Consider the following 23,184-nt stretch of genomic DNA (forward strand, 5'->3'; position numbering starts at 1 on the left):
CCGCCCTGTCCCCGACCGTAGCGCTCCAGGCACTACCGTGGGGCGGATGGGGACCATGCCCGAAGCAAGCAGTCCGACCAGTCCGAGCAGCCCGCGCACGCTCGCCGAAGCGCTGCGCGCCCGCGGCGACGAGGAACTGGCCGCACTGCTGCGCGCCCGTCCCGATCTGCTGAACCCCGTGCCCAACGACCTGTCGCAGCTGGCTGCCCGGGCGGGCACCCGCGCCTCCGTCGTACGCGCCCTGGAACGGCTCGACCGGTTCACGCTGCAGACCGCCGAGGCGCTGGCCGTGGCCCCCGACCCCGCCTCGTACGACACCCTGCTCGGGCTGCTGACCGGCGACGAGGGCGACGAGGAGATCGAGGCGGCCCTGCCCCGCGCCGTGGGCACCCTGCGCACCCAGGCCCTGATCTGGGGCGGCGACGACCGGCTGCGGCTGGTGCGCACCGCGCGCGAACTCCTCGCCCCGTCCCCGACCCGCCCGTCCCCGACCGGCCTCGGCCCGACCGTCGCCGAGGCCACCGCCGGGATGTCGCCCACCCGGCTTCAGGAGATCCTGGCCGCCGCCGGGCTGCCGACCACGCACGACCCGGTCTCCGCCGTCGCCGCGCTGGCCTCGCTCTTCACCGACCGCACGCGGATGGCGCGGCTGCTGGACACCGCCCCGCCCGAGGCGCTGACGGTGCTCGACCGGCTGGTCTGGGGCCCTCCGTACGGCGAGGTGACGGCCAGTCCGACCCCGCCGGTGCGGTGGCTGCGCGACCGCGGACTGCTGCTGCCCGCGTCGCCGCGCACGGTCGTGCTGCCGCGCGAGGCGGCACTGTATCTGCGGGCCGGGCGCGCGCAGTACGCGCCGGAGCCGGTACCGCCCGCGGTCACGCCGGCCGCGACCGCGTCGATGACCCAGGGCCGTCCACAGGCTGTGGACAGTACGGCGGCGGGCCAGGCGTACACCGCGCTCACGACGGTCGAGGACCTGCTGAAGGACTGGCACGAGGGCGGCCCCGCGGTGCTGCGGTCGGGCGGCCTGGCGGTACGTGACCTCAAGCGCGCCGCCACCGCGCTGGACACCAACGAGCAGATGGCCGCGTTCTGGCTCGAACTGGCTTATGCGGCGGGCCTGTTGGCGACCGACGGCGAAGCGGACGAGCGGTACGCGCCGACGCCCGCGTACGACGAGTGGCTGACCCTCCCGGCGCCGGACCGCTGGGCGCACCTCGCCACGGCCTGGATCGGCGCGACCCGTACGCCCGGCCTGGTCGGCAGCCAGGACCCCAAGGGCCGCACGCTCTCCGTACTCGGCCCCGGCCTGGACCGCACAGCGGCGCTGGAGGTCCGCAGCCGGGTCCTCGCCCTGCTGGCGGCACTCCCCGCGGGCACGGCCCCCGACCCGGAGACGGTGCTGGCCCGGCTGCGCTGGGAACGCCCGCTGCGGGGCGGCGGCGGGGCACAGAGCGGCGACGCGAACGCGGCACGCAACGCGGCGGACGGCGGGCCCAGGGACCTGCGCTCCCGCATCGCGGCCTGGACGCTGACGGAGGCGGAGGTGCTCGGTGTGACGGGCCGCGGGGCGCTGTCGACGCACGGCCGACTGCTCCTGAGCCCCACCGAGGACCTCACCGCGCAAGCGGCCAACGCGCTCGCGCCGCTGCTGCCCGAGCCGCTCGACCACGTCCTCCTCCAGGCCGACCTCACCGCCGTCGCCCCCGGGCCCCTGGAACGGCCGCTCGCCGAGACGCTGTCCGTGCTCGCCGACGTCGAGTCCAAGGGCGGCGCGACCGTCTACCGCTTCACGCCCGCCTCCGTACGCCGCGCACTCGACGCCGGCCGGACCGCATCCGACCTGCACACGTTCCTCGCCACGCACTCCCGCACCCCCGTGCCGCAGCCGCTCAGCTACCTCATCGACGATGTCGCCCGCCGCCACGGACACCTGCGGATCGGCGCCGCCTCCGCCTATGTGCGCTGCGACGACGACGCACTGCTCGGCGAGATCCTCGCCGACAAGCGCTCCCAGGGCCTGCGACTGCGCCGCCTCGCCCCCACCGTGCTGGCCGCCCAGGCCGACCCGGGAACGCTCCTCGAAGGCCTGCGCACCATGGGCTACGCACCCGCCGCCGAGTCCGCCGAGGGTGATGTCCTGATCACTCGCGCCCACGCCCGCCGCACCCCGCCCCGTACCCCGCCCGCCCCCGTCCCCGACGGCCCGCCCGTGCCCGACGGCACTCTCCTCGGCGCCGCGGTGAAGGCGATCATGGCGGGCGACCTCGCGTCCACGGTCGTCCGCAAGTCCGCACCCGAACCGGCGAAGAACGGCGAGCTCCCCCGCACCACCTCCGCCGAGACCCTCGCCACCGTCCAGGCGGCGGCGATGACGGGCTCCGCCCTCTGGATCGGCTACGTCAACGCGGACGGCGCGGCCAGCCAGCGCGTGATCGCGCCCGTGCGCGTCGAGGGCGGCTTCGTCACGGCGTACGACCACACGGCGGACGAGGTCCGCACGTACCCGCTACACCGCATCACCGGCGTCGCCGAACTCGCGGACGACCCGGCCTGATCCCCCTGACCCCCATACCCCCCTCCGCTCCCGGTACTCAGTACGGTCTTCCTCTGCGGCTATGACCTGCCATCCCCGCGCTTCGCACAGCGCCTCGCAGGCCGCTCGCTGACGCTCGGGCGAGGTAGACTCTTCTGTTTCGCGCGAAAGGCGAATGCAGATAGCGGCACGCATTCCCGGCGCGTTGGCCGAGAGTCCTTTCGAGCGCCGGGCCCGGGGCATGGCCCGAGCCGTGGCAGGTGTGCTGTCTGTCACAAGACGACCCTATCCGCGGAGGTTTGTGTGTCCTGCCTAATCGTCCAAAGCGACAAAACCCTCCTCCTCGAGGTGGACCACGAGCAGGCGGACGCCTGTCGTCGTGCCATCGCGCCCTTCGCGGAACTGGAGCGCGCCCCCGAGCACATCCACACCTACCGGGTCACCCCGCTCGGTCTGTGGAACGCCCGCGCCGCCGGGCACGACGCCGAGCAGGTCGTCGACGCGCTCGTGGCGTACTCCCGCTACCCCGTCCCGCACGCCCTGCTCGTCGACGTCGCCGAGACGATGGCCCGCTACGGTCGGCTGACGCTGAGCAAGCACCCTGTCCACGGGCTCGTGCTGACCAGCACCGACCGGCCCGTTCTGGAGGAGATCCTCCGGTCCAGGAAGGTCCAGCCGCTGGTCGGAGCACGGATCGACCCGGACACGGTCGCCGTGCATCCCTCCGAGCGCGGGCAGATCAAGCAGACGCTGCTGAAGCTGGGCTGGCCGGCCGAGGATCTCGCCGGGTACGTGGACGGCGAGGCGCACCCCATCGAGCTGGACGAGACCGGCTGGGCGCTGCGTCCGTACCAGAAGCAGGCCGTCGAGGGCTTCTGGCACGGCGGGTCCGGTGTGGTCGTGCTGCCGTGCGGTGCCGGGAAGACGCTGGTCGGGGCCGGTGCGATGGCCGAGGCGAAGGCCACGACCCTGATCCTGGTCACCAACACCGTCTCGGCCCGCCAGTGGAAGCACGAGCTGGTGAAGCGGACGTCTCTGACCGAGGAAGAGATCGGCGAGTACAGCGGTACGCGCAAGGAGATCCGCCCGGTCACCATCGCGACGTACCAGGTGCTGACGACGAAGCGAAAAGGGATCTATGCCCACCTCGAGCTCTTCGACTCCCGCGACTGGGGCCTGGTCGTCTACGACGAGGTGCATCTGCTGCCCGCGCCGGTCTTCAAGTTCACCGCGGATCTGCAGGCCCGGCGGCGGCTCGGTCTCACGGCGACGCTCGTGCGCGAGGACGGCCGCGAGTCGGACGTCTTCTCCCTCATCGGGCCGAAGCGTTTCGACGCGCCCTGGAAGGAGATCGAGGCGCAGGGGTACATCGCGCCCGCGGACTGTGTGGAGGTCCGGGTCAATCTCACCGACGCCGAGCGGCTCGCTTATGCGACCGCCGAGACGGAGGAGAAGTACCGCTACTGCGCGACGACCGAGACCAAGCGGAAGGTGACGGAGGCGCTGGTTCGCAAGTTCGCGGGCCAGCAGACCCTGGTCATCGGCCAGTACATCGACCAGCTCGACGAGCTCGGCGAGCATCTGGACGCGCCGGTCATCAAGGGCGAGACGTCCAACGCGCAGCGCGAGAAACTCTTCGAGGCATTCCGGCAGGGTGAGATCTCCGTGCTGGTCGTGTCGAAGGTGGCGAACTTCTCCATCGACCTTCCGGAGGCGACCGTCGCCATCCAGGTCTCCGGCACGTTCGGGTCCCGGCAGGAGGAGGCGCAGCGCCTCGGCCGTGTCCTGCGGCCGAAGGCGGACGGGCACAAGGCGCACTTCTACTCGGTGGTGGCGCGGGACACGATCGACCAGGACTTCGCGGCGCACCGGCAGCGGTTCCTGGCGGAGCAGGGGTACGCGTACCGGATCGTGGACGCGGACGAGCTGCTGGCGCCCTAGGCCCTGTCCGGGCGGACAGGGCCTGGGCGAGGCCGACCAGCACGGGGCCCAGCAGCAGCGCGTACTGCACCTTCAGGGGCGGGCGTCGTCGTCATGGGCGTCGGTCAACCTCCCGGCGCCCTGCCGCCACTTGCGGGCGCGCACTCGGTTCGTCCGTGCGCGGGTACTCGGCGCGCGGAGCCGGCAGGGCGCGGACGGGCGTGCTCCGCCACCTCGCCGTGCGGGTGCGGCCCTCCGCGATCAGGAGCGCGAGCAGCGGTACGCACCACACCCAGTGGTGCGACCAGCTGACCGGTGAGACGAGCAGCGTGGTGTACGCGACGGCGGGCACGCCCCACCGCTCCGGCGCCCTGCGCGCGATCCACAGACCCGCCACCGCGGTCGCGGCCGCCGCGAGCAGCCACACCGCGCCCGGATCGGGGGTGTGCAGCAGCCGCGCGAACAGGCCTTGCAGCGACTGGCTGTCGACGATCCACACCTTGCCGGTACGGCCGGTCTCGAAGATGCGCCCGGTCCAGAATTCGACGCTGGCGAGCGGGAGTACGAGCGCACCGAGCAGCACCGTGCCGGTGAAGGAGGCGAGCGCGGTGAGCCCCGCCCGTACCCGCCCGGTGATCAGCAGATGGACGATGAACACGGCGGGTGTGAGTGTGATCCCGGCGGCGACGCCGAGCGCGAAGCCCTTGCCGATGGCCTTCTTGTCGCGGGACAGGTCCCACAGCACGAGGCAGACGAGGGCGAGGTTGATCTCCCCGAAGTGGAGGGTGTGGAAGACCGGTTCGAGCCAGAGGCCGGCCACGACCGCGGCGATCACCAGCGGGAGCCGCGCGGGGAGCCCGGCGAAGCGGCAGGAGAGCCGGACCAGCAGGGCGAGCAGGAGTACGTTCCCGACGACGAGGACCACCTTGAGCGCCGGGACGGGCAGCCAGGTGGTCGGTACGAAGAGGATCGCCGCGAAGGGCGGGTAGGCGGCGGGCAGCTGCCACTCGGTGACGGTGAACACGTAGAGAGCGGTGCCGTTGGCGACGGCCGCCCCTTCGGCGCGGTACACGAGGGTGTCGGCCATGGGGATGCGCTGGGCTACGCGGAGTGCGGCGAGCGCGGCCAGGGAAATCGCGAGGGCACTGATGACGAGGAGTGAACGAAAGGTCACGTTCCGGTACTTCACGGCCGCGACCCTACTAGGGGGCGAGGGGGACGCGGCGGATCAGCGGCGGTGGACTCCGGCTTCCTCGGCGTACTCACCGAGAACCGCGACGCTGAAGACGGCGCCTGCGAAGACCTTTACCGCGCGCAGCGCGTTGCCGAGGCGGTGCGGGGAGTGGGGGGCGGCGCCGGTGGCGGTGGCACCGTAACGGGGATGGGGGACGTGGGTGCCCGGGGTGAAGGTTGCTGTACTCATGTCTCCATGATGGTTCCCGGGGCGGCGGGACGCATCGATCCACGGACTGAACCGGGAGCCCGCCCGCGTACGACTCCAGACAGAGGCCATCCCCTACGGGGAGGACGGCCGCAGGTCCTTCTCCCCTCCCCCATCGCCCTGGAAAACCATTCGCCCGCGATGCGCGCCCTCACTACAATCGCCGGTCTTGCCCGCCTCCCCTGGGGAGCGCCGCCGCCCGGACGGAAACCGGCCGGTCCGCCATGTCGTGATCCTCGCCGTATCCGCCGGAGGCAACCCGTGCCCGCGCACGTCCCTGAACCCGATCAGCCCGATCAACCCGACCAACCCGGTCCGCTCGCTCGTGAGCGCGCCCATCTCGCCGCCTCACGTACCGCGCTCCGCACGATGCGCGAGGACGTCCAGGCCCTCGACATCCGCGATGTCACCGCGAACTGGGTCAACGCCGCCGTCCTGGAGCGCCAGATCGAGGAACGCGTCAAGGCGCTCGCCGATCTCTCCCACACCCCGCTCTTCTTCGGCCGACTCGACTATCTGCACACCACGCAGGAAGGGCAGCGCTTCTACATCGGGCGCCGGCATGTGCACGACGCGGACGGCGACCCTATGGTCATCGACTGGCGCGCGCCCGTCTCGCAGCCGTTCTACCGGGCGTCGAGGAAGGACCCGCTGGACGTCGGCCTGCGGCGGCGCTTCGGCTACACGGGCGGCGACCTCACGGCGTACGAGGACGAGCATCTGACCGACCCGTCCGAGCAGGAGCGTACGAGCAGGCTGCTCCAGGCGGAGATCGAGCGGCCGCGCGTCGGCCCTATGCGGGACATCGTCGCCACGATCCAGCCGGAGCAGGACGAGATCGTACGGTCCGGGCTCGGCGGCACGGTGTGTGTCCAGGGCGGCCCCGGCACCGGAAAGACGGCGGTGGGCCTGCACCGCGTCGCGTATCTGCTGTACGCGCACCGGGAGCGGCTGGCCAGGACCGGGACGCTCGTGATCGGGCCGAACAGGTCCTTCCTGCACTACATCGAACAAGTGCTGCCCGCGCTGGGTGAGTTGGAGGTCAAGCAGGCGACCGTCGACGACCTGGTGGCGCATGTGGAGGTGCGCGGCGCGGACGCGGCGGACGCGGCGGTCATCAAGGGCGACGCCCGGATGGCAGAGGTGCTGCGGCGGGCGGTGCGCTCGCATGTGACGATGCCGGTGGAGCCGCTGATGGTGGTGCGCGGTTCGCGGCGGTGGCGGGTGCCGGCGTACGAACTCGAGGAGATCGTACGGGAGTTGCTCGACCGCGACATCCGCTACGGGGCGGCGCGCGAGGCGCTGCCGCAGCGGATCGCGCACACGGTGCTGGTCCGCATGGAGCAGGCGGGCGAGGCGCCGGACGACCGGGTGCAGGACGCGGTGGCGCGTAATCCCGCGGTGAAGGCGGCGGTGAAGGCGGTGTGGCCGCCGGTGGATCCGGCGAAGCTGGTGCTGCGGCTCCTGTCCGACGCGGACTTCCTCGCGGCTCATGCGGAGGGTGTGCTGTCCGCGGACGAGCAGAAGAGGGTCCTCCTGGCGAAGCCGGCCCGTAGCGTACGGGCGGCGAAGTGGTCGTCGGCGGACGCGGTGCTGATCGACGAGGCGACGGATCTCGTGCAGCGCACGCACTCGCTGGGCCATGTCGTGCTCGACGAGGCGCAGGACCTGTCGCCGATGCAGTACCGGGCGGTGGGGCGCCGCTGCACGACGGGCTCGGCGACGGTGCTGGGCGACCTGGCGCAGGGGACGACCCCGTGGGCGACGGAGAGCTGGGCGGAGGCGCTCTCCCATCTGGGCAAGTCGGACGCGGTGGTGGAGGAGCTGACTGCGGGGTTCCGGGTGCCGCGGGAGGTGATCGCGTACGCGTCGAGGCTGCTGCCGCACATGTCGCCGGGCCTGGCGGAGGTGAAGTCGGTGCGGGAGGCGCCGGGTTCGCTGGAGATCAGGCGGGTGGGTGATCCGGCGGATCTGGATGCGGCGGTGGTGGCGGCGTGCGGGGAGTCGCTCGCGCACGAGGGTTCGATCGGCCTGATCGCGGCCGATGCGCGGGTGCCGGCGCTGGCCGGAGCGTTGTCGGCGGCGGGACATGCGTTCCTCTCGCCGGGCGAGGAGACGACGGCGGAGTCGCGGCTGACGCTGGTACCCGCGTCGCTGGCGAAGGGCTTGGAGTACGACTACGTGGTGCTGGACGAGCCGAGGGCGGTGGTGGACGCGGAACCGGACGAACGGACGGGCCTGCGCCGCCTCTACGTCAGCCTGACGAGGTCGGTCTCGGGCCTGACGGTCCTGCACGCGTCGCCGCTGCCGGAGGAGTTGGGGTAGCGGGGCTCCGCCCGAACCCCGCTCCTCAATCGCCGGAGGGGCTCATTGAGCCCGTCCGGCGATTGAGGACACGGCCGAAGGCCGTACGGCCTACCCGTCGAGCGCCGCGCGCCACTCCCCCACCGCTGCCGCGCCCACCCGCTCTCCCCACCCGTCCGGCCTCGCCGCGCCACCGATGTGGAACGCGTCCACGCCCGCCGCCCGCAGCACCGCCACATGGTCCAGGCGCAAGCCGCCGCCCACCAGGATCTGGGGTTCGTAGCCCGGCTCTCCCCGTCGCGCCGCCTCCGCCAGGAGCGTGGGGAGACCCGCGTCCACCCCCGAAGCCGAACCCGCCGTCAGGTACGTGTCCAGGCCCGGCAGGTCCGCCAGTTGCTTGCGCAGCGCATCCCGGTCCGCCGCCCGGTCGATCGCGCGGTGGAACGTCCACCGGCAGCCCTCCAGCTCCGCCACCACCCGCTCCACCGCGACCAGATCCGCGTTGCCCGCCTCGTCCAGGAAGCCGAGGACGAACTCCTCCGCGCCCTCCGCGCGCAGCTCCCGCGCGGCCCGCACCAGCGCGTCCACCGCGCGCGCGTCGCCCGCCGCGAAGCCGTCGGTGAGGCGCAGCATCACGCGCAGCGGGATGTCGACGGCCGCGCGGATCCGGGCGAACGTCTCCCGGCTCGGAGTCAGCCCGTCCGCCGCCATGTCGGTGACCAGCTCGAGCCGGTCGGCCCCTCCTGACCGGGCCGCGATCGCGTCCTTGGCATCGAGAGCGATCACCTCCAGGACTGCACGGTTGCTCATGGAACCCATTCCTCCAGGGAGACGCCTACGGCTCATACAGGTCTAGTCCAATGCCAGCCTAATGCGCGTGTAGCGCGAAGGCAGCCGTAAGCGCCTCCCGTACGGAGCTTCCGCACAGGATCACCACGTGGCGCCGGGCAGGACGTCGGGCGCGCCTCAGCCGCCCAGACCGCCACTGCCGAACGCGCCCCCGCCTGCGTTCTTGCCGTGCTTGGGCCTCTCCTCGGGCCCCTTCCCCGTGCTGTGACTGCTGTGGGTCTTCATGTTGTACGGGAGGAGCCGACCGTCATGAGGGAAGTCGTCCTCGTCCTCGTCGCGGACCTCCTCGATGTGCTCGCGGCGGTCGGGCGACTTCGGCTGTTCCTCAGGGAGCGGCGGGGTCTCCTGCGACCGGCGCTTCCCGTCCCACCACATCGCGCCCGCCAGGAGGCCGACGAGGAGAACTCCGAGAATGATCGGAGCGGCTGTCGCAGCCGACGCCAGCTCGGAGACCGAGCCGTTCTGGGCGATCAGCAAAGCGTTCATTGTGTCTGCCTCCGCACTCAGGGATGGCACACAGGCCCTCTACCGCCATTATCGCCTGGTATCGCCTGTTTAGGCCGATGAAGACCGGCTCTACTCGCTCGCTCCGGTGAGCTCGGAGCGCGCACCGGTCGGCGGGCGGCCCGCCGGCCGGCCGACAGCCCTTTAGAGTCGCCCCATGAGCGACCCGCACGTGGACCTCCGTCACCGCTGGACACGGGCCCTGCGCAGCGCCCGCGACGGAGCGAGCACCCCGGACCCCCTGCCGTACGCCGAGAATCTGCTCGCCCGCTGGGCGGAGCCGCAGCGGCGCTATCACACCACCGCGCACCTGACCGCGGTCCTCGACCACATCGACACCCTCGCCGAGTACGCCGACGACCCCGACCTGGTCCGCCTCGCCGCCTGGTTCCACGACGCGGTCTACTTCCCCGACCGTTCGGAGAACGAGGAACGCTCCGCCCGCCTCGCCGAACGCGCACTCGCCGAGGCCGGGCTGCCCCCCGCCCGCACCGCCGAGGTCGCCCGCCTGGTGCGTCTGACGGTCACTCATGCCGCCGAGGAGCCGGACGCCAACGGCGCGGTCCTGTGCGACGCGGACCTGGCGATCCTGGCGGCGGGCCCGGAGCCGTACGCCGCCTACACCGCCGCCGTACGCGAGGAGTACGGGTTCGTCCCGGACGACGCCTTCAGCGAGGGCCGCGCGGCGGTGCTGCGCCAACTGCTGGAGCTGCCGCGGCTGTTCCGCACGCCGTACGGGGAGCGGGAGTGGGAGTCCCGGGCCCGCCACAACCTGACCACGGAACTGCGGCTGCTGACAGCCTGACCCGCCCGGACAGGCCCTACGCCGGGCGTCCCTTGGGCCGGCGCAGACCCGCCTCCGTGAGCCGTCGTACGAGCTCCTTGGAGCCGATCTCCACCGCGCCGGCCGCCACCGCGTCCGCGTACCTGTGTGACGGGACGTCGTAGTGGTCCCGCTCGAAGGCCCGCGGCGGGCAGCCGATCGCCGCCGCGAAACCGTGCAGTTCCTCGTACGAGACGTCGCTGACCAGGTGCGACCACAGCCGGCCATGGCCCGGCCAGGTCGGCGGGTCGATGTAGAGGCTCACGTCAGTCCGCCGACCCGGGCCACGATCACGCCCGCCTTGCCGCAGACCCAGTGCGGGTCCGGGCCGAGCTCCGGTTCGACGTCCATCGCGTGCGGGTCGCCCGCGTCGCAGACGGGGCACAGCGGCCACCTGCCGTACCGCTCAAGGAGCGCGTCCTGGACGTCCTGGGCGACCAGGCCAGCGACGTACTCGACACCCTCGGGCCACTGCTCGACCCACCAGCGGCGGTGCGTCACCGCGTCCTCGACCAGCGAGACCACCCCGGCGTCCGCCACATCGCGGGCGGCCAGATCGGCGAGGACCAGCGCACGCGCGGCGTGCAGGGCCTGCTCGAGGGGGTTCGCGTCGTTCATGGGGCCATTGTCCCCCGGAGCCGGAGAGGGGTTGACGCTGCCCGAACCGCGAAAATATCTTTCAAGGGTGACCAATCCAGTGAAGGAAATTTTCAGCGGCGACGCTCCGCCCGCCCCCGCCGCCCTCGCGGCCAAGGTGCGGACCCTCGCGCCGTCCATGACCCGCTCCATGCAGCGGGTCGCCGAAGCCGTCGCCGACGACCCGGCCGGCTGCGCGGCCCTCACGGTCACCGGCCTCGCCGAGCTCACCGGCACCAGCGAAGCCACCGTGGTCCGCACCGCCCGGCTCCTGGGCTACCCCGGCTACCGCGATCTGCGCCTCGCCCTCGCCGGGCTCGCCGCCCACCAGCAGTCGGGCCGGGCCCCCGCCGTCACCGCCGACATCGCCGTCGACGACCCCATCGCCGACGTCGTCGCCAAGCTCGCCTACGACGAGCAGCAGACACTCGCCGACACGGCCGCGGGGCTCGACACCGTCCAGTTGGGCGCGGCCGTGGCCGCCGCGGCGACCGCCCGCCGAATCGACATCTACGGTGTCGGCGCGTCCTCCCTCGTCGGCATGGACCTTGCCCAGAAACTGCTGCGCATAGGCCTCATCGCGCACGCCCACACCGACCCGCACCTCGCCGTGACCAACGCCGTACAGCTCCGCTCCGGCGATGTGGCCATCGCGATCACCCACTCCGGATCGACCGGCGACGTCATCGAGCCGCTGCGCGTCGCCTTCGACCGCGGCGCGACGACGGTCGCGATCACCGGCCGCCCGGACGGGCCGGTATCCCAGTACGCCGACCATGTGCTGACCACGTCCACCGCCCGGGAGAGCGAGCTGCGGCCGGCCGCGATGTCGTCCCGTACCAGCCAGCTCCTGGTCGTGGACTGCCTGTTCATAGGCGTGGCGCAGCGTACGTACGAGACGGCGGCTCCTGCCCTGGCCGCTTCGTACGAGGCACTCGCGCACCGCCACAGCCCCCGCACCCGCACCCGCTAGGCGCCCGACCCCCCCCCACGGACCGAGAAAGCAGAGCCGCTCATCATGACCTCCACCCAGGACTACTCCGAGCTGCGCGCTGAGCTGGCCACGCTCACCACCGAGGCGTTCCGGCCCGAGCTCGCCGACATCGACCGGCTGCCCACCGTCGAGATCGCCCAGATCATGAACGGCGAGGACGAGACCGTCCCCGCCGCCGTCGCCGCGCAGCTGCCCCGCATCGCCGCCGCGATCGACGCCACCGCCGAGCGGATGTCCGGCGGCGGCCGGCTGATCTACGCGGGCGCGGGCACGGCGGGACGCCTCGGCGTCCTGGACGCGAGCGAGTGCCCGCCCACCTTCAACACCGACCCCGCCGAGGTCGTGGGCCTGATCGCGGGCGGCCCGTCCGCGATGGTCAAGTCGATCGAGGGCGCGGAGGACAGCAAGGAGCTGGCCGCCGCCGACCTGGACGCGCTGAAGCTGACGGCGGACGACACGGTGGTCGGGATCTCCGCGTCGGGCCGCACCCCGTACGCGATCGGCGCGGTCGAGCACGCGCGCGCCTGCGGAGCGCTGACCATCGGGCTGTCCTGCAACGCGGGCAGCCCGCTCGGAGCGGCCGCGGAGCATGGCATCGAAGTCGTGGCCGGCCCCGAACTGCTCACCGGATCAACCCGGTTGAAGGCCGGTACGGCGCAGAAGCTGGTCCTCAACATGATCTCGACGATCACGATGATCCGCCTCGGCAAGACGTACGGAAACCTGATGGTGGACGTCCGCGCCTCCAACGAGAAGCTGCGCGCCCGCTCGCGCCGGATCGTGGCGCTGGCGACCGGGGCGCCGAACGAGGAGATCGAGGCGGCGCTCGCGGCGACGGACGGCGAGGTGAAGCCGGCGATCCTGACGATTCTGGGGGGCGTGGACGCGGAGACGGCGACGCGGCTCCTGGGGGAGACCGGCGGCCACCTGCGCGCCGCGCTCTCGGCCTCGCGCCCCTAGGCATCCAGCCACCCGCCCCCCACAGCAAGGCACCCGCCCCATGGCACCAGACCCCAGGACCCGCGCCACCGCCGCCGCCATCCTCCCCCTCGTCGGCGGCGCCGGAAACGTCACCTCCGTCGCCCACTGCATGACCCGCCTCCGCCTCGGCCTGCGCGACCTCTCCCTCGTACAGGAAGAGGCGCTCAAGGCACTCCCCGCCGTGCTGGGCGTCGTCGAGGACGACACGTACCAGATCGTGCTGGGCCCGGGCACGGTCGCCCGCGTCACCCCGGAGTTCGAGGCGCTGGTGGCGTCGGCGCCCGGGACCGCCGCGGACCTCGCCGCCGCCCCCCGGACCGCCGGGGAACTCGCGGACCGGGGCGCCGCCATCAAGGCGGCCCGGAAGGCCAGGAATTCGACGCCTTTCAAGCTCTTCCTGCGCCGTATCGCGAACATCTTCGTCCCGCTCATCCCGGCCCTCATCGGCTGCGGCATCATCGCCGGTCTCAACGGCCTGCTCACCAACCTCGGCCGGCTTCCCGCCGTGGTCCCCGCCCTCGCCGCGATCGCCGCCGGCTTCATGTCGCTGATCGCGGTCTTCGTCGGCTACAACACCGCGAAGGAGTTCGGCGGTACGCCGATCCTGGGCGGCGCGGTCGCCGCGATCATCGTCTTCCCGGGCATCGCGAAGATCACCGCCTTCGGTGTCCACCTCTCGCCCGGCCAGGGCGGCGTCCTGGGCGCGCTCGGCGCGGCGGTGCTTGCGGTGTACGTGGAGAAGTGGTGCCGCCGCTGGGTGCCGGAGTCCCTGGACGTCCTTCTCACCCCGACCCTCACGGTCCTCGTCTCCGGCCTGGTCACCATCTTCGGCCTGATGTTCGTGGCCGGTGAGGTCTCCGCGGCGATCGGCGACTTCGCGAACCGGCTGCTCTCAGGCGGCGGCGCGGCCGCGGGCTTCGTACTCGGCGGGCTCTTCCTGCCGCTGGTGATGCTGGGCCTGCACCAGGCACTGATCCCGATCCACACCACCCTCATCGAGCAGCAGAGCTACACGGTCCTGCTCCCGATCCTGGCGATGGCGGGCGCGGGCCAGGTCGGCGCGGCGGCGGCGGTCTACGTCCGCCTCCCCCACAACACCTCGATCCGCGCCACCATCAGGTCCGCCCTCCCGGCGGGCTTTCTGGGCGTGGGCGAGCCGCTGATCTACGGCGTCTCGCTCCCGCTGGGCCGCCCGTTCATCACGGCCTGCATCGGCGGCGCGTTCGGCGGCGGCTTCGTGGGCTTCTTCAGCATGCTGGGCCACCAGGTGGGCTCGACGGCGATCGGCCCGTCGGGCTGGGCGCTGTTCCCCCTGCTCGACGGAAACAAGGGCGTGGGCGAGACGATCGCGGTCTACGGGGGTGGGCTGCTGGTGGGTTACGTGGCCGGCTTCCTGGCGACGTACATCTTCGGCTTCACGCAGCCAATGCTGGAGGAGCTGTCGGTCTCCCCGGTCCCTGCGGAGACCGCCCCCCAGGAACCGGCCAAGGTCTGACGGCCCGGGGGCTTGAGGTTGCCGGTCCGGCAACCTCAAGCCCGTCCGGCGACTGAGGACACGGCCCAAGGCCGTACGGGTCCGGGGCGGAGCCCCGCTCACCCCACCCCCGCCGTCTGTTCCTTGATCGTCACCCGCCCCTTCCTGATCACCGCCAGCCTCGGCGCCCTCCTCGCCAGCGCCGAGTCATGCGTGACCATCACGAACGTCAGCGTGTGCTCCTCCCACAACCCCTCCAGCAGATCCATGATCTCGTCGCGCATCGACTCGTCGAGATTGCCGGTCGGCTCGTCGGCCAGCAGCACCGCCGGCCGCTTGACCAGCGCCCGCGCGATCGCCACCCGCTGCTGCTGCCCACCCGACAGCTCCCCGGGCACATGCCCGTGCCGTTCCCCGAGTCCGACCGAGGCCAGCGCCTCCGCCGCCCGCTCGCGGCGCTCGGACGCCTTCAGGCGGAGCGGTACGAGCGCGGTCTCCACGTTCTCCTGCGCGGTCAGCGTGGGGATCAGGTTGAAACTCTGGAAGACGAAGCCGATCTTCTCCGCCCGCACCCGCGTGAGCCTCGCCTCCGGCAGGGTCGCGAGGTCGATCCCGTCGAGGACCACGCTTCCCTCCGTCGGCCGGTCCAGGCCGCCGAGCATCTGCAGCAGCGTGGACTTGCCACCGCCCGTCGGCCCCTGGATCACCAGCCGCCCGCCGTCCTCGATGACCAGGTCCACCCCGTCGAGGGCCTGCACGGTGTCCTTGCCGCGCCGATAGCGCTTATGGACGCCATTGAGTTCGTACATGATTCAACTCCTTCTCTGCGTATGGGGGTTCGGGCCACTCGACACGGCGCTACTCGACACGGCGCAGCGCGTCCGCCGGCCGCAGCCGCGACGCGCGCCAGCCGCCGAAGCCGCCCGCGACCAGACCGCCCGCCACCGCGAGCGCCACGGCCAGCCCGATCGTCGTCAGCGAGACCGGTGCGGTGAGCGCGATGTCCAGCGCCTTGGACGCGGACTCCCTGACGGGCCCGCCGCCCCCGCCGAGGGCCCGGCCGCCACCGGCCGCGCCGCCCCCCGCGCCGCCGAGCTGCGCGGTGAGCGTCGGGCTGAACGACGTGATCAGCCACGCCCCCAGCAGCCCGATCCCGATCCCGAGCGCCCCGCCGACCAGCCCGTTGACCAGCGCCTCGCCGGCCACCTGCCGGGTGACCCGGCCGCTCTTCCAGCCCAGCGCCTTCAGCGTGCCGAACTCCCGCACCCGCCGGCTCACCGCCGCCGACGTGAGCAGTCCGGCGACCAGGAACGCCGCCGCCAGCACCAGGTACGAGAGCCACTTGCCGACACCCGCCGCGAGGTCGGACGCGGTGGACAGCGACCCGGAGACGGTGTCGGCGAGGTCGGCCGACGTCGTGACCGTGGTACCGGAGATGTTCTTCTGGATGGCCTGCTTGACGCCGTCGATCTGCTGCGAGTCGGCCGCCCGCACGTAGACCGTGGTGACCTTGCTCTTCGCATCGGCGAGCGTCTGCGCCTGGGCGAGCGGCAGATAGACATTGGCGGCCGCGTCCCCGCTGTCGGCCGTCGTGATCCCGATGATGGTGAACGCCGTACCGGAGATGGTCAGCTTCTTGCCGACCGTGAGCTTCTGCTCCTTGGCGTACGCGCTGTCCACGACGACGACCTTGGCGGCGGTCTCTGTCGTCTTGAAGGTACGCCCCGAGGTGATCTTCGAGGAGGTCAGCGGCCCAAGCCCCTGATGGGCGACATCTGTTCCGTACACGGTGTACGAGTTGACGTCGAACGCGGCCCCGCCGCCGCGCACCGTACCGCCGCCGGACCCGCCGGACCCGCCGGTCGTGCCTCCGCCACCCTGCCCGGGCTGCTGCTGCCCCGGCTCGATCTCCCCGCGCTTGAACTCCCCGTTGACCTTCATCACGCGCACACTCAGCCCGCCGACCGCGTCCGCGACGCCGTCCTGCTTGCCGACCTGCGCGACGGTCGTGGCGGCGAGGGTCTCGAACCCCTCGACCATGACGATGTCCTGGCTCTGCTCGGCGTCGTCGTCGCTGTCGTTGGCGTCGAACTCGAAGCGGGGCCGCCTCGCGGTGTCCCCCTCCCCGGGCGGCGCGGCGGCCTTGGTGACGGTCATGTCGGTGCCGAGCCCGTACAGCGACTCCAGGACCTTGTCCTGGGCGCGAGTCATCCCGGACGACACCGAGTTGACGACGATGACCAGCGCGATCCCGAGGGCGAGCCCCGAGGCGACGACAAGCGCCGCTTTTCTGCGGCGGCGCAGCTCGCGCCGGAGGTAGGTGAAGAACATGGCTGGAACGTAGGTACGGGATGTGATGGTGGGTTAAGGCCACCGTGAGAGCCGGATGAGAAGCCCAACCGTGACCTGAGGCCGCCTCACGGCAGCCGCCCCTCCGCGTTGACCTCCCGCACCCGCGCCCGCAGCACCTCACCCATCGAGGCCGGCTGTACGTCCCCGGGCGGGCAGTCCCACTCCTGCCCCCCGCCCGGCGGCCGCAGTTGCACATAGGTGCCCACCCGCCCCATGACCGGCCCACCCGCCCGTTCCGGCCATCGACGGCGTACGTCCCCAGGGCGGGCACCCCGTCCGTGGTCACGGCTTGAGCCCCTGCAGCACGGCCGCGAGCCGCAGCGCCGTGTCCAGGTTGCAGCGCCCCATGTCCACCAGCGGGTAGGGCGCCTCACTCGCGAGCGTCACCACGTCGACCCGCAACGGCGGCAACGTCACGGCCACCACACCGAGCCCGTCCCGCAGTTGGGCCACCACCTCTTCGGCAGCCCGCAGCCGCTCCGCCGATCGCACCGCCATGACCAGGCACCTCCACACCGAGTGTTCGCTTTCCTCACCCAGCGTGTCCGGCCCCGGCTAGCCTGAACAGGGACGGCTGCCCAACAATCCCACCTGTACGACAGGGAGTTGCCATGCCTGGACCGAAGGACCTCGACCCGTCCTCGTCGCCGAGGGCGCTGCTGGGCGCGGAGCTGCGCCATTCGAGGGAGAAGGCGGAGCTCACCCAGGAGGAGCTGGGCGCACCCCTGTTCGTGAGCGGCTCGTTCATCGGCCAGTTGGAGGCGGGGACGAGGCGGATGCAGCCGGAGTACGCGCAGAAGCTGGACGAGATGCTGGAGACGAACGGCTTCTTCGAGCGCAACTGCGAGGCTCTGAACAAGTCCCGTTATCCCAACCACTTCGCCGAGGCGGTGGAGGCGGAAGCGATCGCGACGACGATCAAGCAGTACGCGCCGCTGCTGATCCCGGGCCTGTTGCAGACGCAGGCGTACGCGACAGCGCTGTGCCGCGCATACCGACCGACGGCACCGGACGCGGAGATCGACGAATTGGTCGACGCGCGACTCCATCGCGCACGTCTGCTCGACGATCCAACAACGACCTTGTTTTGGACCGTCTTGGATGAGGCGACTCTGCGACGACCGGTAGGCGGGCCAGCAACGATGGCAGAGGCGTTGAGCCATGTGTGCCAGCAAGTCAGGCGTCACAGAATCATCGCGCAGGTGCTGCCGTTCAGCGCAGGTGCCATCGCCGCCATCGGCGGCAGCATCAAGCTGATGCACTTCCCCGACGCACCCCCGCTCGCCTACATCGACGGCGTCGGCACAGGCCAGTTGTTGGACGATCCGGCAACGGTCGCTCGGCACGAACTGACCTACGATCTGCTCAGGGCCAGCGCATTGTCACCGGAAGCATCCCTGGCCCTGATGGAATCAGCCGCAGAGGATTACGCCCATGGAGATCAGCAGCCCTGAGTACGACCTGGCCGCGGCGACCTGGCACAAGTCCAGCTATAGCGACGGCAGCGGCGGCGACTGCCTTGAGGTCGCCACCTGGCGCAAGTCCACTCACAGCGGCCCCGACGGCGCCGACTGCCTCGAAGTCGCTGACAACCACCCCGACATCGTCCCCGTCCGCGACTCCAAGAACCCCGACGGCCCGAAGCTCGTGTTCCCGGCCGTCACCTGGTCCGCCTTCATCGCGGATCTCAAGCAGCACTAGCCGGCGGAGCCCCTCGGAACTGGCCGCTCTTGTCCGTGTGCCGTGGGGCCGCCCTCTGGTTCTTGATGGTCGCGGCTCCGGGCCGGGCGTCAAGGGCGCTCCTGCGTCGCGTCGCTGCGCGATGGGCTCCGCCCACCCCTGACCCCCGCCCCTGCGCCGCTGAAAGGGCACTTGGGAGGGCGGCCGGGGAAGGGTCGGCGCAAGAGGTGACCGGGCGCCATTCGCCGTCGGCGACTGCGGCCGGGTTCGCCCTGCGGGGCTCGCGGCAGTGGAATGGGGTGGTGGCGACCCGGCTCAGCGGCCGCCCGCCGGAGGGCAGTCGGCGTTCAGACCCTCGCTACCGTGAGCGGGTGGCACCCCGGCGGTCCCGGGCGAGGCCGGTCGACGGGGCATCGGGACAGCCGGCGGGGCCCCGGGACCCCGCCAGAACAGATCCTGTACACGGATTCCGGTGGAGTCGGAATCCGTGTACAGGATCAGGTCCAGGGCCACCACACCCGGCCCCAACACCCCACTCGTCACATCCCCACCAGCGAGACGCTCCTCCCAGCCCTCATTCCCCACCGGCCCGACAGCCGCCGACAGCCCCTTCGCCGGGACCGGAGGGCTCCACCCGCCCACCGAAGCGAGGGTCTGAAGGCCAACTGCTCCCCGACGGACGGCCGCTAAGCCAGCCCGCGTCACCCCACTCCACTACCGCGCAGCCCCGCAGGGCGAACCGCGCCGCAGACGGCCACGGCGCCGCACCGCGCACAAACAGTGGACCGCCCCGCTCCCCCGGCCGCCCTCCCAAGGCCCCTTCAGCGGCGCAGGGACGGGAGTCAAGGGTGAAGCGCAGCGCAATCGGCGCAGCCGACGCGACGCAGGAGCGCCCTTGACACCCGGCCCGAAGCCGCAACCATCAAGACCCAGAGGGCGGCCCCACCAGAAGCCAACGCACCCGGCCCACCCCGTGGCATGCCCGCCGCGTCGTTCATCGCGACCGGGCGTCGAGCTCCGCCGGACTGTCGCCCGCTCCCAGACCCCGCTGCGTCGCCGTGCCCTCGCGACCGTAGGACTCCAGGAGGCGGAGATAGTCCTCGCTCCACAGGTGGGCGTGCACATCGGTCCGCATCATTTCCGGCTTCGGGCCCGACACGTGTGGTGTCCACCGGGACGCCCGTCGTGCCCGGGCGTAGCAGGGATGTCAGGATGGTCCTATGACCACCAAGATCTACTTCGACATCACCATCAACGACGCCCCCGCCGGGCGGATCAACTTCAACCTGTACGACGACGTCGTTCCCAAGACGGCGGAGAACTTCCGCGCGCTCGCCACCGGCGAGAAGGGCTTCGGCTTCGAGGGGTCCTCCTTCCACCGGGTCATCCCCGACTTCATGCTGCAGGGTGGCGACTTCACCCGGGGTGACGGCACGGGCGGCAAGAGCATCTACGGCGAGAAGTTCGCCGACGAGAACTTCAAGCTCACGCACAACCGGCCGGGCCTGCTCTCGATGGCCAACGCCGGCCCGAACACCAACGGCTCCCAGTTCTTCATCACCACCGTCCTGACCCCGTGGCTGGACGGCAAGCACGTCGTGTTCGGCGAGGTCGCCGACGACGACAGCATGGCGCTCGTCAAGAAGATCGAGGGCTACGGCTCGCAGAGCGGCCGCACCAAGGCCAAGATCACCATCTCCGGCTCCGGCGTCCTCTAGGACCTGAGGATCCCTAGGACCCGAGGACCCGAGGGTCCAAGGATCCGAGCGCGGAAACGCCCGAGGGCGGCACCCCCAGTGGGAGTGCCGCCCTCGGTCCGTACAGCGTGAACAGCCGATCCGTGAAGGATCAGAAGTCCATGTCACCGCCCGGCATACCGCCCGGAGCGGCGGCGCCCGCCTTCTCCGGCTTGTCGGCGATGACGGCCTCGGTGGTCAGGAACAGCGCCGCGATGGAGGCCGCGTTCTGCAGAGCAGAGCGGGTCACCTTCGCGGGGTCGATGATGCCCTCGGCGATCATGTCGACGTACTCGCCGGTCGCGGCGTTCAGGCCGTGGCCGACGGCCAGGTTGCGCACCTTCTCGACGACGACGCCACCCTCGAGACCACCGTTGACGGCGATCTGCTTGAGCGGAGCCTCCAGCGCGAGCTTGACGATCGCGGCACCGGTGGCCTCGTCGCCCGTGAGCTCGAGCTTCTCGAAGACCGAGGCAGCCTGGAGCAGAGCCACGCCACCACCGGCGACGATGCCCTCCTCGACGGCCGCCTTCGCGTTGCGAACAGCGTCCTCGATGCGGTGCTTGCGCTCCTTGAGCTCGACCTCGGTCGCGGCGCCGGCCTTGATGACGGCCACGCCGCCGGCCAGCTTCGCGAGGCGCTCCTGGAGCTTCTCGCGGTCGTAGTCCGAGTCGCTGTTCTCGATCTCGGCACGGATCTGGTTCACGCGACCGGCAACCTGGTCGCTCTCGCCGGAGCCGTCGACGATCGTGGTCTCGTCCTTGGTGATGACGACCTTGCGGGCGCGGCCCAGCAGGTCCAGGCCCGCGTTGTCGAGCTTGAGGCCGACCTCCTCGGAGATGACCGTGCCGCCCGTGAGGATGGCGATGTCGTTCAGCATCGCCTTGCGGCGGTCACCGAAGCCCGGAGCCTTGACGGCAACGGACTTGAAGGTGCCACGGATCTTGTTGACGACCAGGGTCGACAGGGCCTCGCCCTCGACGTCCTCGGCGATGATCAGCAGGGGCTTGCCCGACTGCATGACCTTCTCCAGCAGCGGAAGGAGGTCCTTCACGTTGCTGACCTTGGAGTTGACGATCAGGATGTACGGGTCGTCGAGCGACGCCTCCATACGCTCCATGTCGGTGGCGAAGTACGCCGAGATGTAGCCCTTGTCGAAGCGCATGCCCTCGGTGAGCTCGAGCTCCAGACCGAAGGTCTGGGACTCCTCGACGGTGATGACGCCTTCCTTGCCGACCTTGTCCATGGCCTCGGCGATGAGCTCGCCGATCTGGGTGTCGGCGGCGGAGATGGAGGCCGTCGAAGCGATCTGCTCCTTGGTCTCCACGTCCTTGGCCTGCTCCAGCAGCGCACCGGAGACGGCCTCGACGGCCTTCTCGATGCCGCGCTTGAGGGCCATCGGGTTGGCGCCGGCGGCTACGTTGCGCAGGCCCTCGCGGACCAGCGCCTGCGCCAGGACGGTCGCGGTGGTCGTACCGTCACCGGCGACGTCGTCCGTCTTCTTGGCGACTTCCTTGACCAGCTCGGCGCCGATCTTCTCGTACGGGTCCTCGAGCTCGATCTCCTTGGCGATGGAAACACCATCGTTGGTGATCGTGGGGGCGCCCCACTTCTTCTCGAGGACGACGTTGCGGCCCTTGGGGCCAAGGGTGACCTTGACGGCGTCGGCGAGCTGGTTCATCCCGCGCTCGAGACCGCGCCGTGCCTCCTCGTCGAACGCGATGATCTTGGCCATGTGAAGTGGTCCTCCCGGACTGGGGTGGATTCTCCGGACCGCGCTGGCGCCCGCGACGGACGGCCTGAGGGCCGTGCGGTTCCTTGCCCCGCCGACCCTTCGGGCCTCACCGACCCGGTCCTAAGTTGTCACTCTCACCTGGAGAGTGCTAACGCCAATGATTAGCACTCGCCCTAGGAGAGTGCAAGCGGCCCTGACGGATCGAAGAGGGACAGGCGGACACACGCGGACACACGCACGGGCACGGGCACACGCACGAGGGGCCCGCATCCCTGGTGGGATGCGGGCCCCTCGGCGTGAGTGCGTCGGTGGCCGGTCGCGCCGAGATCAGACGGCGAGCTTGACCATGTCCGCCTGCGGACCCTTCTGGCCCTGCGAGATCTCGAATTCGACTCGCTGACCCTCTTCAAGGGTGCGGTACCCGTCCATCTGGATCGCGCTGTAGTGGACGAAAACATCCGCACCACCGTCGACCGCGATGAAGCCGTACCCCTTCTCCGCGTTGAACCACTTGACGGTGCCCTGAGCCATGCCTAACTCCCCTATTACTGGCCCCTGCACAGGACCGCACTTCGCGGACCCGGGTCAGAACTCACCACCCGACAGGAGGGGGTGTGCGCCGGAACGCGTCGACCGCGGCTGAATGTATCTGCCCAACTGCCCTCTGCAACAGGTCAATTGGACGAGAATTCTGAGCACGACCGAACGGATAATTGACCAGAATTCAAAGTATTCCGGGGCAAGTCGGGCCCGGCAAATGACGCCTATGAGGCAATTCGATCGAACACTTTGGCTGCTTCTTATCGCGCACGGGCGCATTCTCATATGCGGGCGGCACAAGCAGCGGAGGGGGCTTCCCCAACTGTACCGCGCTCAACCCTGCAGAATTGCCCCCTCCGCTTCTCTCGCGGAGGGGGCAATAGGCGTAACTCTGCGTGGCTCAGCCGCCGGCGACGGCGGGAATGATCGAAACTCCGGCACCGTCCGGGGTCGCCGTCTGAAGGCCCTGCTCGAACCGGACATCGTCGTCATTCACGTACACGTTCACAAAGCGGCGCAGCTTGCCCTGGTCGTCCAGGACGCGGGCGGCGATGCCCGTGTGGTTCTTCTCCAGGTCGGCGATGACCTCGGAGAGCGTCGCGCCCTCCGCCGGGACCTCGGCCTGACCGCCCGTGTACGTACGGAGAATGGTGGGGATGCGGACCTTGACGCTCATGCT

The 23,184-nt window shown here is 71.0% G+C and carries 23 protein-coding genes and 1 pseudogene; 10 read left to right on the plus strand and 14 right to left on the minus strand.

Going from position 1 to position 23,184, the window contains the following annotated elements:
* The first annotated feature begins 46 nt into the window (after window positions 1-46).
* Both SLUN_RS17840 and SLUN_RS17850 read left to right on the plus strand, forming a co-directional pair.
* Window positions 47-2,557: a helicase C-terminal domain-containing protein gene (locus SLUN_RS17840; protein ID WP_257153752.1), complete on the plus strand. Its 2,511-nt coding sequence runs from the start codon at window positions 47-49 to the stop codon at window positions 2,555-2,557.
* 282 nt (window positions 2,558-2,839) lie between these two features.
* Entirely contained in the window at window positions 2,840-4,477 is a 1,638-nt protein-coding gene (locus SLUN_RS17850) for a DNA repair helicase XPB (protein ID WP_108149436.1), read from the plus strand.
* A 91-nt stretch (window positions 4,478-4,568) separates the two neighbouring features.
* On the opposite strand, the gene SLUN_RS17855 is transcribed toward SLUN_RS17850, so the two are convergent.
* Window positions 4,569-5,543: a glycosyltransferase 87 family protein gene (locus SLUN_RS17855; protein WP_108154809.1), complete on the minus strand. Its 975-nt coding sequence runs from the start codon at window positions 5,541-5,543 to the stop codon at window positions 4,569-4,571.
* A 141-nt stretch (window positions 5,544-5,684) separates the two neighbouring features.
* Window positions 5,685-5,879, minus strand: coding sequence for a hypothetical protein (locus SLUN_RS17860; RefSeq protein WP_108149437.1), 195 nt, complete (start codon window positions 5,877-5,879; stop codon window positions 5,685-5,687).
* Window positions 5,880-6,158: 279 nt separating this feature from the next.
* Between SLUN_RS17860 and SLUN_RS17865 the strand changes: the two genes are divergently transcribed.
* On the plus strand, window positions 6,159-8,222 hold the full coding sequence (locus tag SLUN_RS17865) for a HelD family protein (RefSeq protein WP_257153753.1): 2,064 nt from the start codon (window positions 6,159-6,161) through the stop codon (window positions 8,220-8,222).
* Between the two features lie 90 nt (window positions 8,223-8,312).
* Here SLUN_RS17865 and SLUN_RS17870 read toward each other — a convergent pair whose 3' ends face one another.
* Window positions 8,313-9,011 (minus strand): copper homeostasis protein CutC, encoded by a 699-nt coding sequence (locus SLUN_RS17870; RefSeq protein WP_108149439.1) that lies wholly within the window; start codon window positions 9,009-9,011, stop codon window positions 8,313-8,315.
* Between the two features lie 156 nt (window positions 9,012-9,167).
* On the minus strand, window positions 9,168-9,536 hold the full coding sequence (locus SLUN_RS17875) for a DUF6479 family protein (protein ID WP_108149440.1): 369 nt from the start codon (window positions 9,534-9,536) through the stop codon (window positions 9,168-9,170).
* 175 nt (window positions 9,537-9,711) lie between these two features.
* Here SLUN_RS17875 and SLUN_RS17880 point away from each other — a divergent pair, with 175 nt between their 5' ends.
* Window positions 9,712-10,359: an HD domain-containing protein gene (locus SLUN_RS17880; protein ID WP_108149441.1), complete on the plus strand. Its 648-nt coding sequence runs from the start codon at window positions 9,712-9,714 to the stop codon at window positions 10,357-10,359.
* Window positions 10,360-10,375: 16 nt separating this feature from the next.
* Here SLUN_RS17880 and SLUN_RS17885 read toward each other — a convergent pair whose 3' ends face one another.
* Window positions 10,376-10,642, minus strand: a complete 267-nt coding sequence (locus tag SLUN_RS17885; RefSeq protein WP_108149442.1) for a DUF4031 domain-containing protein — start codon at window positions 10,640-10,642, stop codon at window positions 10,376-10,378.
* Window positions 10,639-10,995, minus strand: coding sequence for a DUF8819 family protein (locus tag SLUN_RS17890; protein WP_108149443.1), 357 nt, complete (start codon window positions 10,993-10,995; stop codon window positions 10,639-10,641). The genes SLUN_RS17885 and SLUN_RS17890 overlap by 4 nt, the downstream gene beginning before the upstream one ends.
* Before the next feature lie 67 nt (window positions 10,996-11,062).
* On the opposite strand from SLUN_RS17890, the gene SLUN_RS17895 reads away from it, so the two are divergent.
* From SLUN_RS17895 to SLUN_RS17905, 3 genes are read left to right on the plus strand one after another with little or no spacing between them, the layout of a single operon-like run.
* Window positions 11,063-11,986 carry a MurR/RpiR family transcriptional regulator gene (locus tag SLUN_RS17895; RefSeq protein ID WP_108149444.1) on the plus strand — a complete coding sequence of 308 codons (924 nt, stop codon included), beginning with the start codon at window positions 11,063-11,065 and terminating at the stop codon, window positions 11,984-11,986.
* Window positions 11,987-12,031: 45 nt separating this feature from the next.
* The gene (murQ, locus tag SLUN_RS17900) at window positions 12,032-12,967 is read left to right on the plus strand and encodes an N-acetylmuramic acid 6-phosphate etherase (RefSeq protein ID WP_108149445.1); all 936 of its coding nucleotides are present in this window, start codon (window positions 12,032-12,034) and stop codon (window positions 12,965-12,967) included.
* Window positions 12,968-13,007: 40 nt separating this feature from the next.
* The gene (locus SLUN_RS17905; protein WP_108149446.1) at window positions 13,008-14,483 is read left to right on the plus strand and encodes a PTS transporter subunit EIIC; all 1,476 of its coding nucleotides are present in this window, start codon (window positions 13,008-13,010) and stop codon (window positions 14,481-14,483) included.
* A 98-nt stretch (window positions 14,484-14,581) separates the two neighbouring features.
* Here the strand turns inward: SLUN_RS17905 and SLUN_RS17910 are convergent, their stop codons facing one another.
* The 4 genes and pseudogenes from SLUN_RS17910 to SLUN_RS17925 form a co-directional block, all read right to left on the minus strand.
* On the minus strand, window positions 14,582-15,271 hold the full coding sequence (locus tag SLUN_RS17910; RefSeq protein WP_108149447.1) for an ABC transporter ATP-binding protein: 690 nt from the start codon (window positions 15,269-15,271) through the stop codon (window positions 14,582-14,584).
* A gap of 49 nt (window positions 15,272-15,320) precedes the next feature.
* Window positions 15,321-16,793 carry an ABC transporter permease gene (locus SLUN_RS17915; protein WP_108149448.1) on the minus strand — a complete coding sequence of 491 codons (1,473 nt, stop codon included), beginning with the start codon at window positions 16,791-16,793 and terminating at the stop codon, window positions 15,321-15,323.
* 86 nt (window positions 16,794-16,879) lie between these two features.
* Window positions 16,880-17,085: pseudogene (locus tag SLUN_RS17920) on the minus strand (hypothetical protein).
* Window positions 17,086-17,096: 11 nt separating this feature from the next.
* Complete coding sequence (locus tag SLUN_RS17925; protein ID WP_108154810.1) at window positions 17,097-17,312, minus strand: hypothetical protein; 216 nt, start codon at window positions 17,310-17,312, stop codon at window positions 17,097-17,099.
* A gap of 113 nt (window positions 17,313-17,425) precedes the next feature.
* Here SLUN_RS17925 and SLUN_RS17930 point away from each other — a divergent pair, with 113 nt between their 5' ends.
* Window positions 17,426-18,268 carry a helix-turn-helix domain-containing protein gene (locus tag SLUN_RS17930; protein WP_108149449.1) on the plus strand — a complete coding sequence of 281 codons (843 nt, stop codon included), beginning with the start codon at window positions 17,426-17,428 and terminating at the stop codon, window positions 18,266-18,268.
* Window positions 18,249-18,515 (plus strand): DUF397 domain-containing protein, encoded by a 267-nt coding sequence (locus SLUN_RS17935; RefSeq protein ID WP_108149450.1) that lies wholly within the window; start codon window positions 18,249-18,251, stop codon window positions 18,513-18,515. Before SLUN_RS17930 ends, SLUN_RS17935 begins: the two co-directional genes overlap by 20 nt.
* A 973-nt stretch (window positions 18,516-19,488) precedes the next feature.
* Here the strand turns inward: SLUN_RS17935 and SLUN_RS39480 are convergent.
* A complete protein-coding gene (locus tag SLUN_RS39480; RefSeq protein WP_159100282.1) occupies window positions 19,489-19,653 on the minus strand; it encodes a hypothetical protein in 165 nt (54 codons plus the stop codon).
* Window positions 19,654-19,714: 61 nt separating this feature from the next.
* Here SLUN_RS39480 and SLUN_RS17940 point away from each other — a divergent pair, with 61 nt between their 5' ends.
* Entirely contained in the window at window positions 19,715-20,212 is a 498-nt protein-coding gene (locus SLUN_RS17940) for a peptidylprolyl isomerase (protein WP_108149451.1), read from the plus strand.
* Between the two features lie 130 nt (window positions 20,213-20,342).
* On the opposite strand, the gene groL is transcribed toward SLUN_RS17940, so the two are convergent.
* The 3 genes from groL to SLUN_RS17955 all read right to left on the minus strand — a co-directional run bounded on the left by groL (window position 20,343) and on the right by SLUN_RS17955 (window position 23,181).
* Window positions 20,343-21,965, minus strand: a complete 1,623-nt coding sequence (gene groL, locus SLUN_RS17945) for a chaperonin GroEL (protein ID WP_108149452.1) — start codon at window positions 21,963-21,965, stop codon at window positions 20,343-20,345.
* A 327-nt stretch (window positions 21,966-22,292) separates the two neighbouring features.
* Window positions 22,293-22,496: a cold-shock protein gene (locus SLUN_RS17950; RefSeq protein ID WP_005315736.1), complete on the minus strand. Its 204-nt coding sequence runs from the start codon at window positions 22,494-22,496 to the stop codon at window positions 22,293-22,295.
* A 409-nt stretch (window positions 22,497-22,905) separates the two neighbouring features.
* On the minus strand, window positions 22,906-23,181 hold the full coding sequence (locus SLUN_RS17955; protein ID WP_108149453.1) for a MoaD/ThiS family protein: 276 nt from the start codon (window positions 23,179-23,181) through the stop codon (window positions 22,906-22,908).
* Window positions 23,182-23,184: the final 3 nt, after the last annotated feature.

This window comes from Streptomyces lunaelactis (genome assembly GCF_003054555.1).
In the GTDB taxonomy this organism is placed as follows: Bacteria; Actinomycetota; Actinomycetes; order Streptomycetales; family Streptomycetaceae; genus Streptomyces; species Streptomyces lunaelactis.